The organism is Shewanella sp. SM69, from assembly GCF_025653985.1.
Taxonomy (GTDB): Bacteria; Pseudomonadota; Gammaproteobacteria; order Enterobacterales; family Shewanellaceae; genus Shewanella; species Shewanella oncorhynchi.
Map to the genome: position 1 here is coordinate 267919 of NZ_JAKKRV010000003.1, position 15343 is coordinate 283261.

The following is a 15343-nucleotide window of genomic DNA, read 5'->3' on the forward strand; positions in this document are numbered from 1 at the left end:
TGAGTTCCTTTCGCTAGTAGACATGTTCCACTTTTCACTGGGATTTGGGAGGGCTAGCCTAGCAGGCGCTAGCCTCCAATGAAATACAGTCAACACAAAAAGTAAAATACAGGAAAGGTAGAAGGTGAACTAGCGCCAACGTAAAAAGTGAAATACAAAAATGCAGAAACGGATTGAGAAGACTGTCGAACCATTACTCGCCGATATCTTCGTTCCAGAGTGTGGGATTGCTGGCGATAAAGTCCTGCATCAATTGTTTGCACTCGGCATTATCGACCACAGTGACATCCACACCGCGCGATTTTACATAGGCTTCAGGCCCTTGGAAGGTAGCGTTTTCACCGACGATGACTTTTGGTATGCCATAAAGTAATACTGCGCCGCTGCACATATCGCAGGGTGATAGGGTGGAATACAAGGTCGCCCTTTGGTACTCGGCGGCGCTAAATCGGCCGGCATTTTCGAGACAATCCATTTCGGCATGCAGTACTGAACTGCCTTTTTGTACCCGTTTATTGTGGCCGCGTCCGACGATTTTGCCATCGATCACTAATACCGAACCAATGGGGATGCCGCCCTCGGCGAGTCCTTGTTTGGCTTCTTCAATGGCTGCCGCTAAAAATTCATCCATCTTGATATCCTTAAAATATTAACCCTGAGTATTGCACTCAGCATAGCACTCGTTTGGGAGACAATCTAAATGGTTTTAATTTGTTGCTTCAATAAGTTCCTCAGGCTGTCGATAATCGGCAGCGAAGCCATTTCTGGCCGATAAATCAGGCAGATATCGGCGGGGATGGTTTGTTTTAATTTAATAAACTTTACCCTAGGCCAAGGTTGTGAAGCATAACTTTGCGGCACTATGGATACCCTGTTATCGCCAGCGATGATGGCCATCAAGCTATTGGGCTCGACCATTTCCTGTACTAATTGCGGCATAAATTCTGCGGCCTGACAGCTGGCGATAATTAAATCGCTAGAGGCGGAATTGGCACGGCTGAGTAAGGTAAAAGGCTCATCTTTGAGTTCACTCAAGTCGATGCTTTTGCGTCTGGCTAAGGGATGCTTACTTGCCAGTGCTAACACCATAGGTTCGCTGGTGATAGTTTCGGCGAGAAGGTGCGGCAAATTTAAGGTGTCGGCGTAGCGCACTAGGCCAAAATCGATTTCTTGATGTGCTAAGGCGACTTTTTGAGTTTCAGGTGATAACTCTTGAAATATCAGCTCATTATCAGGGCATTGCTTACGAAAGCTTTTCAGTATGTCACCAAATCCCATCCAAAACAGCGAGCTCATGATGCCAATCCGAATATGGTTTCTATCGAGTCGCCCAAGCTGAGCCACTTGTTCCAATGAGGTATTCACCAGTTCGAATATTTGCTCGCACTTCTCTCTTAACAATTGGCCATAGGGTGTGAGCTCCACTTGCCGAGTGCTGCGGGTGAATAGCTCAACGCCAAGGAGCGATTCTAACTCTTTGATTTGTGCGCTCAGCGGAGATTTCGATAGATGCAGTTGTTCGGCGGCAGCGGTAAAGTTTTTCACTTCAGCCACTCGATGAAAATACCGCAGCATCTTCAAGGTGACGAGTTCTGATGCGTTTATCGTGCTCATTTTAGGCTCACTATTTTCAGCTATTGTCCTTTTTATCAGCACAATAGTGCGGTTAATCGCGATTATTTGCAATCCTAAGCCCGCTTATACTGAGGGTCGCTTACTCTTTCATTCTTTTGCTATGAGGTACCTTGTATGAGCCATGATCCTGTTATTAATGCCCTTGCGACGATTCGAGCCTGTAAACCGAATTTCTCTCCCCGTGCTGCTATGATTTTGGGTTCAGGGCTTGGCGCGTTTGCCGATAATTTAGATAACAAAGTAGTGATCCCCTATGAAGAGTTAGACGGCTTTCCTGTGAGTACCGTCGTCGGCCACTCTGGAGAGCTTGTGCTCGGCAGCTTACATGGCATCGATATAGTGTGCATGAAAGGCCGCGGGCATTTTTACGAGCACCAAAGTATGAAGGTGATGACGACGCCTGTGCGTACTTTCAAACGTTTAGGGTGTGAATTGTTACTCGTGACTAACGCTGCGGGGTCATTACGGCCAGAGCGGATCGGCGTGGGATCATTAGTTATTTTCAGCGATCACATCAACACTATGCCGGGTACGCCCATGACGGGCGCGAATGATGATAGCTACGGCCCACGCTTTTTTAGCCTAGCCAATGCTTATGATAAAGACCTGAGATCAGAAGCCTTAAGTGTCGCAAAAGCCGCAGGCATTGAAGTGAATCAAGGGGTCTTTGTGTCTTACTCTGGCCCGTGTTTTGAAACCGCGGCTGAAATCCGCATGATGCAAATTATCGGTGGCGATGTAGTGGGAATGTCCGTGGTGCCAGAGGTGATTTCGGCGGCGCATTGTGGTTTGCCCGTGTTGGCTGTGTGTGCCATTACCAATATGGCAGAAGGGTTGGGGGACGTGCAGTTGTCCCATGAACAAACATTAAAATGTGCCAAGCTTGCTGAAGCCGACTTTATCCGTTTAATTGAGCATTTTACCGCAAGCCATTTCGCTTAATATTTTGTATAACTGGGCTGTTATATTGCGATAGGGCTGCGATTTTAAGAGCTCGTATCTAACAGTTCGTACTTAAACGTGAGCGAGCAAGGCGCCGCACAATTCAGTTCACCGAATGTTTTTGCGAAATACGGCTGAAGGTTAAAAAGTAAAGGGAGCGAAGCTCCCTTTTTAAATGCTGATATTAAGTGTAAGTCTTGATTCAAATCGTTTATTTTTGCGGTTTTTCTGAAATCCACAATTTGATATGTCCTTTCACCACAACCACTCCTTGGGTGTCGTAGGCGGTAACGGGGACCAGCATATCGCCAGGAGTCCATTGCTCTGGGGTCACTTCGGCGACACATAAAATATCGCTGCCTGCTTTAGCCGTATAATCCAAACTCATGCCCTTAGGGATCCAACGTAAATGTTTTGGAATAGAGGCTTCGGCCATCACGCCCATGGCCATTTCTAGACCATTACAAATCGCAATCACATGCACAGTTTTTATATGATTATGAACGGCATGGCGTTTTTTAATTAAACAGGCGCAATGATTAAGGCGTAATTCAGTGATCAGTGGTTTGATGGTGCCGAAATAGGGCGCCATGCGTGAAACCATGATTGAAAACAGTTTTTGGCCGAAGGGATAACGGCGAGTTTTGTGGTAGAGCGCGAGCACTTTATTAGGTTTTTGTTCTGCAGTGCTAGAAGAGTCTGTCTGGCTCATGGTTATCCTTAATAATGGTGCAAAGGGGTGTTGTTATCTTGAGCCTGTTCCAAGTTGAGCTTGGGTTGCTCTGGTCGGATGAGTGTAACATTAGGATAACAACAAATACCAGTCGGCTTAATTAAGTAAACTTCATTTCGCGGTTTTAAGTGTAACACCGTATAATTGCGGCCAATTTGTCGTGTAGCGGCAATGGCATGTTGATTTAACTACAAGGACTCACAGTGAAATATTTGCTGACGTATTTTAAGGGAATGGCCATGGGCGCTGCTGATGTTGTGCCTGGCGTTTCGGGCGGCACCATAGCGTTTATTACGGGTATTCTCGATACTTTGCTCGATAGTGTAAAACGCATTAATCCTTCCCTTTGGGGCGTTATCAAGTCGCAGGGCATAAAAGGGGCATTTGCCCATATTAATGGTGGCTTTTTAGTGAGTCTGCTGGCGGGGATCCTGACCAGTATTTTTACCTTTGCGAAGCTGATTTCTTGGTTGTTGGCGGTACATCCCATCCCGATCTGGTCGTTCTTTTTTGGGCTTATTCTTATCTCTGTCGTGCATATGCTTAAGCAAGTGAGTGGTTTCACTGTGGCACGTTTAGGGTTATTTGCGCTTGGTGTGCTGGCTGCATGGGCGATTACTGTGCTGAATCCGGTCGCGGTAGAAGCCAGTTACATGAATATCTTTTTCGGCGGCGCGATTGCGATTTGCGCTATGGTATTGCCAGGAATTTCAGGCAGTTTCATCTTATTATTGTTAGGGTTATATCCTGTGGTCCTCGCTGCCGCTAAAAATATTCAGCTGGATATTTTGGCCTGTTTTGCTGCTGGTGCCGTGATGGGATTACTGACGTTCAGCCATTTATTGTCGGCGCTGCTGCGTAAATACCATGATGCCACTATCGTGTTTCTAACCGGATTAATGTTAGGTACCTTAGGTAAAATTTGGCCATGGAAAGAAATCTTAACTTGGCGGACCAACTCCCACGGCGAACAAGTGCCTTTGCTGGAGCAAAATATTTCCCCGCTTAATTTTGAGCAAGTAACGGGTCAGCCTTCACAACTGCTGTTCGCCATTGTGTGTATGTTAGCGGCGATTGCACTGGTTTGGGGGTTAGAGAAAGTGGGCAAAAGAGATTAGCCCTTTGTTACCTCAACATCATATCCAATAAAAGCAGCGAGATACGCTGCTTTTATTTTTTTGCTCATATGCTCATCTTACTTGAATCTGGTCAGCTTTCGACTTTAGGGCAATGTCATTTTAGCCCTGTTTTGGTTACAATCACTGTTCACATTTAGCGTACTCAGTCGACGTTATGTTCTAGTTTAAACTCAGTGAGAGTTTGCAGTTACGATAAGGATATACTTGTGGATAAAAAACAGGTCTCGTGGGGCGGTGTAGCGCTGGCGATTTTTGCTTTGGGTCATGTGGTGAACTTACTCATAGATAAACAGGATTCTGATATATCGCCCGAATTAAAACAGCAAATTTCTGACACCATCTTGGCTCACAGATCACCATCCACCGCGAATAATTTATTAACGTCCATCCCGAGCAATCTTGAGGTAGCCGACGATTCTACCAAAATCCCTATGCCTGCTCAGTTAGCCCAAGTGAGTCAAATCTACAGTAATCTCAGTGCATTTGCGGCACTCAAGCAAGACGGTACTGTGGTGGCATGGGGCGATGCTGAATGTGGTGGCGATATCAATAATGCCGCAGAGCCTCTGGTCAATGTAAAAGAGTTATACGCGGCGGAGAATACCTGTGGTTTTGCGGCCTTAACCCGTGATGACAAACTTATCCCTTGGGGGATGGGGATGAAGCAAGTGCTGACAGGCGTTCGTTCTTTTGTGTTGGCAGAAGGGCTTTATGCGGCCATCAAACAAGATGGTAGCGTAGTCAGTTGGTCTAATCAGGATTCAACACCAGCCGAACTGCTCTCGGGTCAATATGCTGCGCCTGCGATGACCAATATTGATTTTGTGTTGATTAATAAAGGTGCCTTTGCTGCCTTAAAGCTGGGGGGAGCAGTAGTGACTTGGGGCGATGCCGCTTATGGTGGCGATAGTCGCCACGTGGCCTCTGAGCTTAACCATGTCGATCTGCTCTATGCCAACAATAATGCTTTTACCGCGAGGACTGCGACGGGAAAATTAGTGTCTTGGGGCGGGGTCAGCGATGATCAAAAAGGCCACGAACAACTGGCAAAACTCAGCCAATTAGCGCCTGCCGTGAAAGTTGTCAACACGGATCATGGGTTTGCGGCGCTGCTGGCGGATGGCAGCGTATATACCTGGGGTGAGGGCGAATTGACTGAGTATCACGTCGCGTTTCCAGCTCGTTTATCGACTACAAAACGCGCCAATAAAGTGATTGATATTTATGCAAATCGTGGAGCGTTTGCCGCCTTAACCATCAGTCGTCAATTGCACGTATGGGGCAGTAAATTCAATGGTGCCGATACATCAGTCCTACAGGATAAGTTGCAAAAAGTGCACAAGGTTTATCCCTTTGAGGAGGGGTTTGTCGCGCTACGCAAGGATAATACGGCCATTGCTTGGGAAGGTTGGGACTTGGTAGACAAGCAACCACGTTATCAAGAAGTCACTCAGGTGAGCAAAGTGGTGACCTATGAGCGGGAGTTTGCCTTTTTAAAACAGGATGGCACTGTGGTTGATGGCCACTCTGGACCCAAAACTGAAATTACCCAAGCAACGGATATTTTCCCCACTGGCTTAGGGTTTACGGTTAAACGCCAAGATGGTTCGATTGCGGTGTGGATGGGAGGCGAGGCTGCGTTAACATTAGATAAACAAGCCGTTGATTTGAGCCAAATGCGCGACATTCGCAGCAATTTGCTCGATGCCATTGCCTTAATGGCCGATGGCACAGTACAGGCATGGAATATGATGGGCTTTAGCGGACAAGCTGCGCAATAACAAGCACAAAAACAATAAAACCAAAGGGCTAAGGTTATTTACACCTTAGCCCTTTCTATTTAGGCGAGTTTTTTCTCGCTTTAAGCTTGATTGGCTTTGATTTCCCGCAGATAGCGATAAATCGAATGCACCGAAATCCCCAATCGAGTGGCCGCGACTTGGGCACTGTCCTTGAGTTCGAAAATCCCTAACTCATGCAATTGATTGACGATTTCGCGACTCTTTTGTGAAGGTGAAATCGCGGGATTCGCGCGAACCTCATGGTTCACACTGTCGATAGTGCTATGGAGCGCTTCATCGATATTGCGGGCAAACACCTCGGGCGAGCTGGTCAGTTCGCTGCCAAGGAGTTGCTCTGGCATCATAGTGCGCAGTACTGATTGCAGTGGTGCATCCATGTCGCTGTTAATACACAGTAACCCTATGGGTTGATTTTTACTGTTACGGATCACCGTCGTAATTGATCTTAGCGTCTTACCATTGGCACATTTAGTCAGGTAAGAGTTGGAAATATCCTGACCGGTTTTGAGCTTGAGCAAGGCAAGGTTGGTTATTGGAGCACCCACTTCACGGCCTGTGACATGGCCATTGGCAATTTTGACCACAGACGGATGTTTCGCATCTAGGCTGTGCAATACCACTTCTGTGTGTTGACCATACATGGCAGCGATGCCATCGACGATATTTTCGATGGATTTCAGAATATCCAGATCACTTTGCGTTAAATCTTGCAGTTTCACAATTTCAACCTTTAGTTATTAACCCGCCAATATTCAGCGGGTTAAAATCATCATGCCGACATAATATCGATAATAGTGACATCTGTGGATGACATGCCATTGAGGATCATTTTGCCAATGTTTTTAATGGTTTTCTCTACATCGTTAGCAATAATACCTTGGCCTGAGACATTGTGACTACTGAGCGCCATCAAAAATGAGCGCACGGCCGCACTGGATGAAGTGCTAACCTTCATGGCGCAGGACGCTTTAGCGCCGTCACATACCATACCAGAGCTGTCGCTGATCACGTTTTGAATCGCGAAACAGGATTGTTCGAACGAGCCACTGGCTAAATACACCATGGCCATAGAAGCGGCTGCGCTGGTGACGGTATTGCCACAAAATGCCGACAGTGGTGGATAATGGGACTTGATATAAATCGCCCCTAGATGGCTCATAATCAAGGCGCGGGCGAGTTTTTCTTCCGAAACCTTATAACATTGTGCCGTCAATACCACAGGAATAGTTGCCGCTATGCCTTGATTACCACTGCCAAGATTACTCATGGCGGGCAAGTTTGCCCCGCCCATGCGAGCATCGGATGCTGCAGCAGTTAACATGACGATTTTGTTCAGTAAGTCTTCACCGATAATGCCCGCGGCTATGCCGCTTTTCATGGTGCGGCCGACTTCCAGCCCATAGGGATTCGCCATGCCTTCATCGGATAATTTGCCATTTAGCTCAGAGGCTTCGAGAATGAATTTGATCTCTTCAAAGGGGACGTCTTCGGCGAAGCGATAAATGGACTCGATAGTGATATCTACCCCTTCACAAATAGAACCTGTTGCGGTGGCTTTCGCACTATCGACACTAAAGACGGATTCGCCGTTGAGGCGCTTCTCGGCGATCAGTGTATGGCCGCCGCAGATTTTCACTAGGGCTTCGCGGTCGCCTTTTTTCGCGATGACACAACAATAGATAAATTCTGCTGTTTCGGTGCGCTCGACCGTCACCTTGCCCGCATCGATAAGGGCCTGTGCTCTGGCGACTTGTTCTGGCTTGATCACAGCCAATACTTCTAAGCCCGCATCCGGATTACCCGCAATGGCGCCTGCTGCAGCGGCAATTGCCAGACCGATTTTGCCTGTGCCAGGCACAAACACGCCCATAGAGTTTTTATAAAGATTGTCAGACACTTGTACTGCAATTGAATCGGGTTCAACACCCAGCAAGGCGCGGGCGACGGCGGCGGCGTAAGCGGCGGCGATGGGCTCTGTGCAGCCTAATGCGGGCTTAACCACTTGTTTAATGATTTGAATATACTGCTGCCATTGGGGTTTCATGAGCTTACAACCTTATGTTAATGCTTAAATTTTAACGTGTGCTATCGCTTCAACTTCTACTTTAACGCCCAGTGGAAGGTCCTTCACCGCAAAACAGCTACGAGCTGGGCAGTCGGTTTTAAAATAGGTTTTATACACTTCGTTAAAGGCGGCAAAGTCACTGATCTCTGCAAGATAACAAGTGGTTTTAAGAATCGTGTCTAAGCTGCCACCACCTGCTTCGAGCACGTATTTGAGATTCTCTAATGATTGAATCGATTGCTCAGTAATCCCACCGTCAACTACGCTGCCTTTCTTTTTACAAACAGGGAGTTGGCCAGAGGTAAAAATGAGGTTGCCATAGGCTGTGCCATGGGAATAAGGGCCAATGGCCGCGGGAGCACGTTCTGCGTGAATAATAGTTTTCATTGTCTCTCCAACTTGCAAATAAAATTGAATGCCTAGGTCGGCGTATGTGCAACATTATTTGTATTTTTATGTTTTATTGCAATTATTTTTTAATGAATTTCATTTTACACTGCGGTTTGTGCGCTATTTATCTCGTTTTCAGTCAAGTTGTGAGCTTTAACTCTTTGTTCAACAAAAGTTGAGTATTTTGATTGCTGAGTTTGTTTTGTTCAAATATATTTGCACAAAATAATACCAACTAGGTAAAGGTGAAATGATGGATGCAACAATTACTGCTGCACAGTGGAAAGCAGATACCCGCTTCGATAGTACGGATTGGGGCTGGATTATCATGAGTATCGGAATGGCGATTGGCGCGGGGATCGTATTCTTGCCTGTGCAGGTCGGTTTGATGGGGTTATGGGTTTTCTTACTGTCTGGCATTATTGGCTATCCTGCCATGTATATGTTCCAACGGTTGTTTATCAATACCTTAGCGGAATCTCCAGAATGTAAGGATTACCCGAGTGTGATTTCGGGTTACTTAGGTAAAAACTGGGGTATGTTGTTGGGTGGTTTGTATTTCATCATGTTGGTTATTTGGGTGTTCGTTTATTCAACGGCCATTACAAACGACAGTGCTTCATTTTTGCAAAGTTTTGGGATCACCAAAGCGTTATTGTCAGAAAATCCTTTCTATGGTTTAGCCTTGATCTGCGGTCTTGTTGCTTTAGCCTCCCGCGGTGAGAATCTTTTGTTTAAGATCTCTACTTTTATGGTACTGACTAAGTTGGGCGTTGTCGCCGTGTTAGGGTTATTGATGGTGGATAAATGGGATATCAATAATATCGGCGCTATCCCAGCAACGGGAGATTGGTTGAAAGATGCGGTCGTTATGCTGCCCTTTACGCTAACATCGATTCTGTTTATTCAAAGTTTAAGCCCTATGGTGATTTCATACCGTTCGCGGGAAAAATCCCTTGCGGTAGCGCGCTTTAAAGCGATGCGCGCCATGAACATTGCCTTTGGCGTCTTGTTTGTCGTGGTGTTCTTTTATGCTGTGTCATTCACCCTAGCAATGGGACATGATCAGGCTGTGCGTGCATCGGAAGAAAATATCTCGGCTCTTGCTATGGTTGCCCAAGGTATGCAGGGACAAACACTTAAATTGCTGAGTTTAACCTTGAATATTTTTGCGGTGATGACGGCTTACTTTGGCGTATATCTCGGTTTTAGGGAAGCTTGCCAAGGTTTGACCATGAACATGCTGCGCCGTTATATGCCTGAAGATCGTATCAACAAAAAGCTTGTTGGTTACGGCATTATGATTTTTACCATTCTATTATCTTGGGGCGCGATTGTGTTGAATGCGCCAGTGCTGAGCTTTACGTCGATTTGTAGTCCAATTTTTGGTTTAGTCGGTTGTTTGATCCCCGCTTATTTAGTGTACCAAGTACCTGCATTACATAAGTACAAGGGCGTGTCGCTGTATATCATTATTATCACAGGCTTATTGCTGTGCGTATCCCCCTTCTTAGCGTTTAGTTAACAGGGATAAAGTGGTACAAAAAGATAAGCTTTAAGGAATTAAAAAACCGGTATTAAGTGTAAACTCAATACCGGTTTTCTATGTTGAGCAATCATTTCGATAATGCTCTATGGTCAAAGTTTGAATTGAGATGTGGCGTTTTTCAGTTCATCGGCAAAATCGACTAATCCCTCAGAAACATTGCGAACCTGCGACAGAATTTGCAATGTCTGTTCAAATGAAGCGTTCATATTGACGACGTTATCGACCACTTGAGAAGCAACCGAGGCTTGCTCCTCCGTTGCCGAGGCGATGTGAGTATTCATACTATTGATACTGACAATCTGCTGTTGAATTGATTTCAGTGCACTCCCTGTATTTTGAGCATTGGTTTCATTTTCCGATGACTTCGACATCGCCACATTCATGGTATTGACCGAGGAAATGGCCGCCGTTTTAAGGTTTTGTAACACATGGCGAATTTCAGTGGTTGCATCCGCTGTTTTAGAGGCGAGAGCGCGGACCTCATCAGCGACTACGGCAAAGCCTCGTCCTTGCTCACCCGCGCGGGCGGCTTCGATGGCGGCATTAAGTGCCAACAGGTTGGTTTGCTCGGCAATAGAGGTAATCACATTTAAGATAGAGGTGACATTTTCAGTATCTCTGGCGAGCTCGTTGATTGAGTTAGAAGCCGCCTGAATTCCTGTATTTAATTGCTGTGAAATATCGATGGTACGCTGAACGACTGTCATACCTTGCATGGCTTCTTTCTCCGCGACCTGTGCTGCACTGGCGGCTTGGCGGGCATTTTGCGAGATTTCGATGACAGAGTGACGCATGTCTTCCATTGAGACTTGTACTGCGCTGGCATCATGGCTTTGCCGCTGGGTGGCATGCGTCGCATCTTCCATGCGCTGTTTGAGTGAGCGCGAGCTATCAAGTAAGGGATCGGTAACATTCACCACCCTTCGAATAGAATCTCCGAGCAAGCGAAGAAATCGATTGAAGTTACTTGATACTTGGCCGAGTTCATCGCTACCAGACACTTTGAGCTGATGACTAAGATCGCCTTTTCCATCGGCCAGCTCACTCAGTGACTGGGCGACATTACGCGCAGATGAGCTGATAGCACGTGCAATGGCAATAGTGACAATCAACATCACGATCAGCAAAGCGATGCCGATGGAGAGGGTGAGCCACAAACTTTGCGCAGATCTGTCGCCAGCTTCTTTTATCGATTGTTTAAATTCGAGTACTTTGCTTTGTTTGTAATCTTGTATTTCATTAAGTACAGCTTCATAGGCTTGGGATTTTTCTTGGCTGATCTGGCCAATGTTTGCCATATCAATCGTACCCGCCAACATGCCTTTAGCCAGCTTAATCGTCATGTCGTTATAGCGGGTTAATTTAGCGGATAGATTACTGAGTTTATTGGCTTGCGAGGGATCGACATTATCTAATTGTTGTAGGTTTTTACGTAGAGATTCATACATAGTACCTGCATTCGTTAACAGGTCTTCGTCGACAAAAGAAACCGATTGAGTGTAAAGTTCATCGAGTCGTTGGATAAAAAACACGTTTTGATTGGCGAGTTCAACTCTTTGGTAAACTTGCTGCTCCATATAATTAAGTGTGGTGCGATTTTTATTTATGGAGATGACACTAATGCTTAAGTTTAAAGCGAAAATGATGACTGCTAAAATAAATATCGCGATAACTTTTTTAAAAATAGAAATATCATTAAAGAAATTCATCCCTTGCCCCCAAGTTGTGCCGAGCTTGAGCTCGGCACTCCAATCTAAAACTCGGCAATAACTTTTACCGAATCATTGGCCTCACTACTATCAATATAGCCAATAATATTGGGGTTCGATGCAACTAATTTTATCATCTCCGCCCCACTAGTGACTTCCTTGGGTGGCGTTCCTTTGCCTGTAAATACTTTTTGTGACCAATATGACTTAAGTTGGCTGGATGACTTGCCCAGCACTTTAGTATCAAAGGTTTCCCTTAAGGGCATTGCACTGTCAAGATTGACCGGCACGGCCTGCGCTCCACCAGGAAAGGTCTTTGTTTTCCCTAGAAAAATATTTTCAATAACCTTTTGGTCGACAGTGTCTGCATTACTGGGATGAACGATGACAACCACACCAGCAAATAGTGGCATTGAGACTAAGCTGAGTAGGATTAAGCAAAGTAACTTATTCATTTCTCTCTCCTAAAATACTAAGTCAATGCCAAGACTGATTGATTTCGAATCCCCTGCGACTTTCATACCTGGGCCACCGTCATCTTTAACGTCATCATACTGAATTTTAAAGGCCGCCGAAGGATGGAAATCCCAACGTATACCTGCAGAACTTGTATGGTGAACTTCACCGCCTTCACCATCATTGAAGTCCGAATAGGAAATGTAAGGCATCACTGAATCGATACGATAGCCGAACGAGAGAAGATAAGTATCTAGATTACTCCCATCGAGATCTAAGCGGTTAAGCTCAGATAAAAAAAGGAAATTCTCATAATCTATATTAACGGATAGGCCATAAAACTTACCCGTACGTTGGTTGCTACCATTCCATTCCTGCTGAATACCACCAATATAACGTTCGTTAGTGTATTGCATATGCGTGAGGCGAATATCTAACCAATCTTTATTGAATTGAACAACAATACCGCCTATATCCTTCCATACTTCTCGGGTATTTTCGAGGAAGAAAAAATCAGATAAAAGCTTATTAGGTTCGCTATCTTCGCTACCGTAATAAACTTGTCCAGACATAGTCCAGTCGCCAATTAAATAGTTATATAAGGCGCTGACACCTGTGTAGTTAAATATTTGCCATGTGTAATTATCTGCGGGTGGACGTATCCAAGGATAAGCATATCCAACATCAAAAAAGTCACTGTAATAGTAGAGCGGTAAGCGTTTTTTACCTCCTTGTACTGTCCAATGATCATTGATCTCATAGGACAGATAAGCCCATTCAAAACTTGCCGAAAAGTCATCAGCCCCCCGGGAAACAACCTGTGCAGTAGCAGATAAACCTTCGAGCAAATCCGCTGAGAATTGAATACCAAATAAGGTATCGGGTTTGAAACTAATATCTTCATCATAGGCGCCAACGAGTGGATAGTCGGCGAGAAAGGTGGGGCCTAAATCAAACTCTGCAACGCCCGAACCTTCGAGAACTTGACCAGCAACAACTGAGGCAAAACCTGAAATGTTGACTTCTGCATAAGCGGTGGAGCTGAGCAAAAGTGAGCAAAGACCTAATGAAAGCTTATGTTTCATAAAAAAGCCCTTTAAGTGAGTATATTCGTTTTTAAGCCTAGAACAGGCACAAACATACGCAAACTTTTATTAAATATTTTTGCAACATAGTGGTCTGGCTCCCATTTTGAAAGATAAGTTTGATATTTTATGAGTAAAAAGCGTTAGGTAATTCGAGCTAACTTAAGTCAAAACTGTAAGTTCAATATTCTAAATTTGGAATGATTACTCAGCCATACCATTAAACTGTTCAGGTGAGACTGTGTTCTCCCTGAAAATTGTTTCGAAAATTCGCCAAAGAATATTATTGATTTTGCTAAATGAGAGACTCAAAGCTTGAGTGAAAAGTGGTGAGATAATTATCTTTATTAACAATATTAGCTAAAGCTAAATGTGGTTGTTATTTAGCCTTTAGATTATAAAAATAACGCAATGGATACTTTTTATTAAACTAAAATTGGGCTTTTTACATAAAAATACTCTAAATCTATCATTGATTATGCTTGTTAAGTCAACGTCGATATTTATTCTATTTCGTGAGTATGCCAGCGCTGTAGTATATTTTCCTGAGTCTTTTTCTCCGATGTAGTGGTTTTATACTGTATGGTTAGCGGCTTGATTGCTGCACAGTGCTATAGCACCTATAATCTTGCTCTCTTATGTTGAGTTTCTCTTCTTTCTAAACATGATCCAATAAAAGGAATGTCATAATGCAAAGACGCAATTTTTTAAAAAGTGCGGCTATTTTGTCGACTGCGGGTTTTATCACGCCAGTATTGGCATCTTCCTCTAAATCGAGTGTCGTTGAACCTAGCTCAAGCGATGGACGCCGCCGTTTTATCTTAACCAACACTTACCATCTTGTTGCTCCTGAAGGCTCTGAGGGCGTGGTTAAGTTATGGATACCTTTACCTGAAGACACGCAATTCCAATTGGTGAGTCAGTTGAATTTTACGGGCAGTTTTAAAGACGCCTATATCAGTTCAAACAACAGTTATGGCGCCAAAACCCTGTTTGCGACTTGGCCCGATGCCAAAGCGAACATGACAATAACGGTTGAGCTTGATATTGAAACGATAGATTGGGAACCCGTTAAAAGCGGCGCCTTAACCCATTACCGCACTCCAGAGCAGATACATTATCCTGCAGATGTTGAACGTTATTTGCTGCCGACTAAACACATGCCGATTAATGGTATTGTGAAGCAAACAGCAGATAAGATCGTTGGCAGCGAGACTGAACCACTGAAGCAAGCACGACTGATTTATCTTTGGGTTAGCGCTAATATGTTTCGCGATAATAGCGTGATTGGCTGTGGTACGGGTGATGTAGCAAGTATCCTCGAAAGTGGCAAGTTAGGCGGTAAGTGTACTGATATTAACTCAGTATTTGTGGCGCTAATGCGCGCAGTGGGGATCCCTGCCCGTGAGATGTTTGGGATTCGCTTAGGTCAGGCGATCAAGATGGGCGAATACTCTAAAAAGGCCTTTGGTAGTGCCGATGACAAAGGGGTTGCCGATGTCAGTGGTGGTCAACATTGTCGCGCTATGTTCTATTTAGCGGGTTATGGTTGGTTGCCAGCCGATCCTGCTGATGTGACAAAAATGCGTTTGACGGAGAAAAAAGAACACAGCGATCCCGCAGTTCAGGCCGTGAATGATTACCTCTTTGGCAATTGGGAAATGAACTGGGTTGGCTTTAACTATGGCCGCGACTTTGATTTATTCCCTACAGCCGAACAGACACCACTGAATAACTTTGGTTACCCGTATGCCGAAGTTGATGGCGATCCCGTGAACTATTATGAGCCTAAAGTGTTTGCCTATGACTACCAGTCAACCGAACAACGCTAAGGGCCT

Annotated in this window: 14 protein-coding genes; 5 read left to right on the forward strand and 9 right to left on the reverse strand. The window is 45.0% G+C overall.

All coding sequences use genetic code 11. The annotated features are described in order from the left end of the window. Positions 1-193: 193 nt before the first annotated feature. Entirely contained in the window at positions 194-631 is a 438-nt protein-coding gene (locus tag L5M37_RS07070; protein WP_028761325.1) for a nucleoside deaminase, read from the reverse strand. Positions 632-696: 65 nt separating this feature from the next. Further along, on the reverse strand, positions 697-1614 hold the full coding sequence (locus L5M37_RS07075) for a LysR family transcriptional regulator (RefSeq protein WP_263199929.1): 918 nt from the start codon (positions 1612-1614) through the stop codon (positions 697-699). Positions 1615-1749: 135 nt separating this feature from the next. Between L5M37_RS07075 and xapA the strand changes: the two genes are divergently transcribed. After that, a complete protein-coding gene (xapA, locus tag L5M37_RS07080; protein ID WP_263199930.1) occupies positions 1750-2577 on the forward strand; it encodes a xanthosine phosphorylase in 828 nt (275 codons plus the stop codon). A 211-nt stretch (positions 2578-2788) separates the two neighbouring features. Here xapA and L5M37_RS07085 read toward each other — a convergent pair whose 3' ends face one another. After that, entirely contained in the window at positions 2789-3289 is a 501-nt protein-coding gene (locus L5M37_RS07085; protein WP_198573750.1) for a hotdog fold domain-containing protein, read from the reverse strand. Positions 3290-3513: 224 nt separating this feature from the next. On the opposite strand from L5M37_RS07085, the gene L5M37_RS07090 reads away from it, so the two are divergent. Both L5M37_RS07090 and L5M37_RS07095 read left to right on the forward strand, forming a co-directional pair. After that, positions 3514-4428 (forward strand): DUF368 domain-containing protein, encoded by a 915-nt coding sequence (locus L5M37_RS07090; RefSeq protein WP_168823005.1) that lies wholly within the window; start codon positions 3514-3516, stop codon positions 4426-4428. Positions 4429-4655: 227 nt separating this feature from the next. Then, positions 4656-6230 (forward strand): hypothetical protein, encoded by a 1575-nt coding sequence (locus L5M37_RS07095; RefSeq protein ID WP_263199931.1) that lies wholly within the window; start codon positions 4656-4658, stop codon positions 6228-6230. Between the two features lie 80 nt (positions 6231-6310). Here L5M37_RS07095 and L5M37_RS07100 read toward each other — a convergent pair whose 3' ends face one another. Genes L5M37_RS07100 through L5M37_RS07110 form a run of 3 tightly spaced genes read right to left on the reverse strand, consistent with a single transcriptional unit; the run spans position 6311 to position 8703 of the window. Next, positions 6311-6970 (reverse strand): transcriptional regulator, encoded by a 660-nt coding sequence (locus L5M37_RS07100; protein WP_113939392.1) that lies wholly within the window; start codon positions 6968-6970, stop codon positions 6311-6313. A 50-nt stretch (positions 6971-7020) separates the two neighbouring features. Next, on the reverse strand, positions 7021-8295 hold the full coding sequence (locus tag L5M37_RS07105) for a serine dehydratase subunit alpha family protein (protein ID WP_263199932.1): 1275 nt from the start codon (positions 8293-8295) through the stop codon (positions 7021-7023). Between the two features lie 24 nt (positions 8296-8319). Further along, positions 8320-8703, reverse strand: a complete 384-nt coding sequence (locus L5M37_RS07110) for a RidA family protein (RefSeq protein WP_168823011.1) — start codon at positions 8701-8703, stop codon at positions 8320-8322. A 256-nt stretch (positions 8704-8959) separates the two neighbouring features. Here L5M37_RS07110 and L5M37_RS07115 point away from each other — a divergent pair, with 256 nt between their 5' ends. Then, the gene (locus L5M37_RS07115) at positions 8960-10231 is read left to right on the forward strand and encodes an amino acid permease (RefSeq protein ID WP_168823082.1); all 1272 of its coding nucleotides are present in this window, start codon (positions 8960-8962) and stop codon (positions 10229-10231) included. A 113-nt stretch (positions 10232-10344) separates the two neighbouring features. Here L5M37_RS07115 and L5M37_RS07120 read toward each other — a convergent pair whose 3' ends face one another. From L5M37_RS07120 to L5M37_RS07130, 3 genes are read right to left on the reverse strand one after another with little or no spacing between them, the layout of a single operon-like run. After that, entirely contained in the window at positions 10345-11964 is a 1620-nt protein-coding gene (locus L5M37_RS07120; RefSeq protein ID WP_263199933.1) for a methyl-accepting chemotaxis protein, read from the reverse strand. Between the two features lie 44 nt (positions 11965-12008). Continuing rightward, positions 12009-12419 (reverse strand): phosphate ABC transporter substrate-binding protein, encoded by a 411-nt coding sequence (locus L5M37_RS07125; RefSeq protein WP_105251847.1) that lies wholly within the window; start codon positions 12417-12419, stop codon positions 12009-12011. Positions 12420-12428: 9 nt separating this feature from the next. Then, entirely contained in the window at positions 12429-13505 is a 1077-nt protein-coding gene (locus L5M37_RS07130; protein ID WP_168823015.1) for a porin, read from the reverse strand. Between the two features lie 689 nt (positions 13506-14194). Here L5M37_RS07130 and L5M37_RS07135 point away from each other — a divergent pair. Continuing rightward, complete coding sequence (locus tag L5M37_RS07135; RefSeq protein ID WP_263197127.1) at positions 14195-15337, forward strand: transglutaminase-like domain-containing protein; 1143 nt, start codon at positions 14195-14197, stop codon at positions 15335-15337. The last annotated feature ends 6 nt before the right edge of the window (positions 15338-15343 follow it).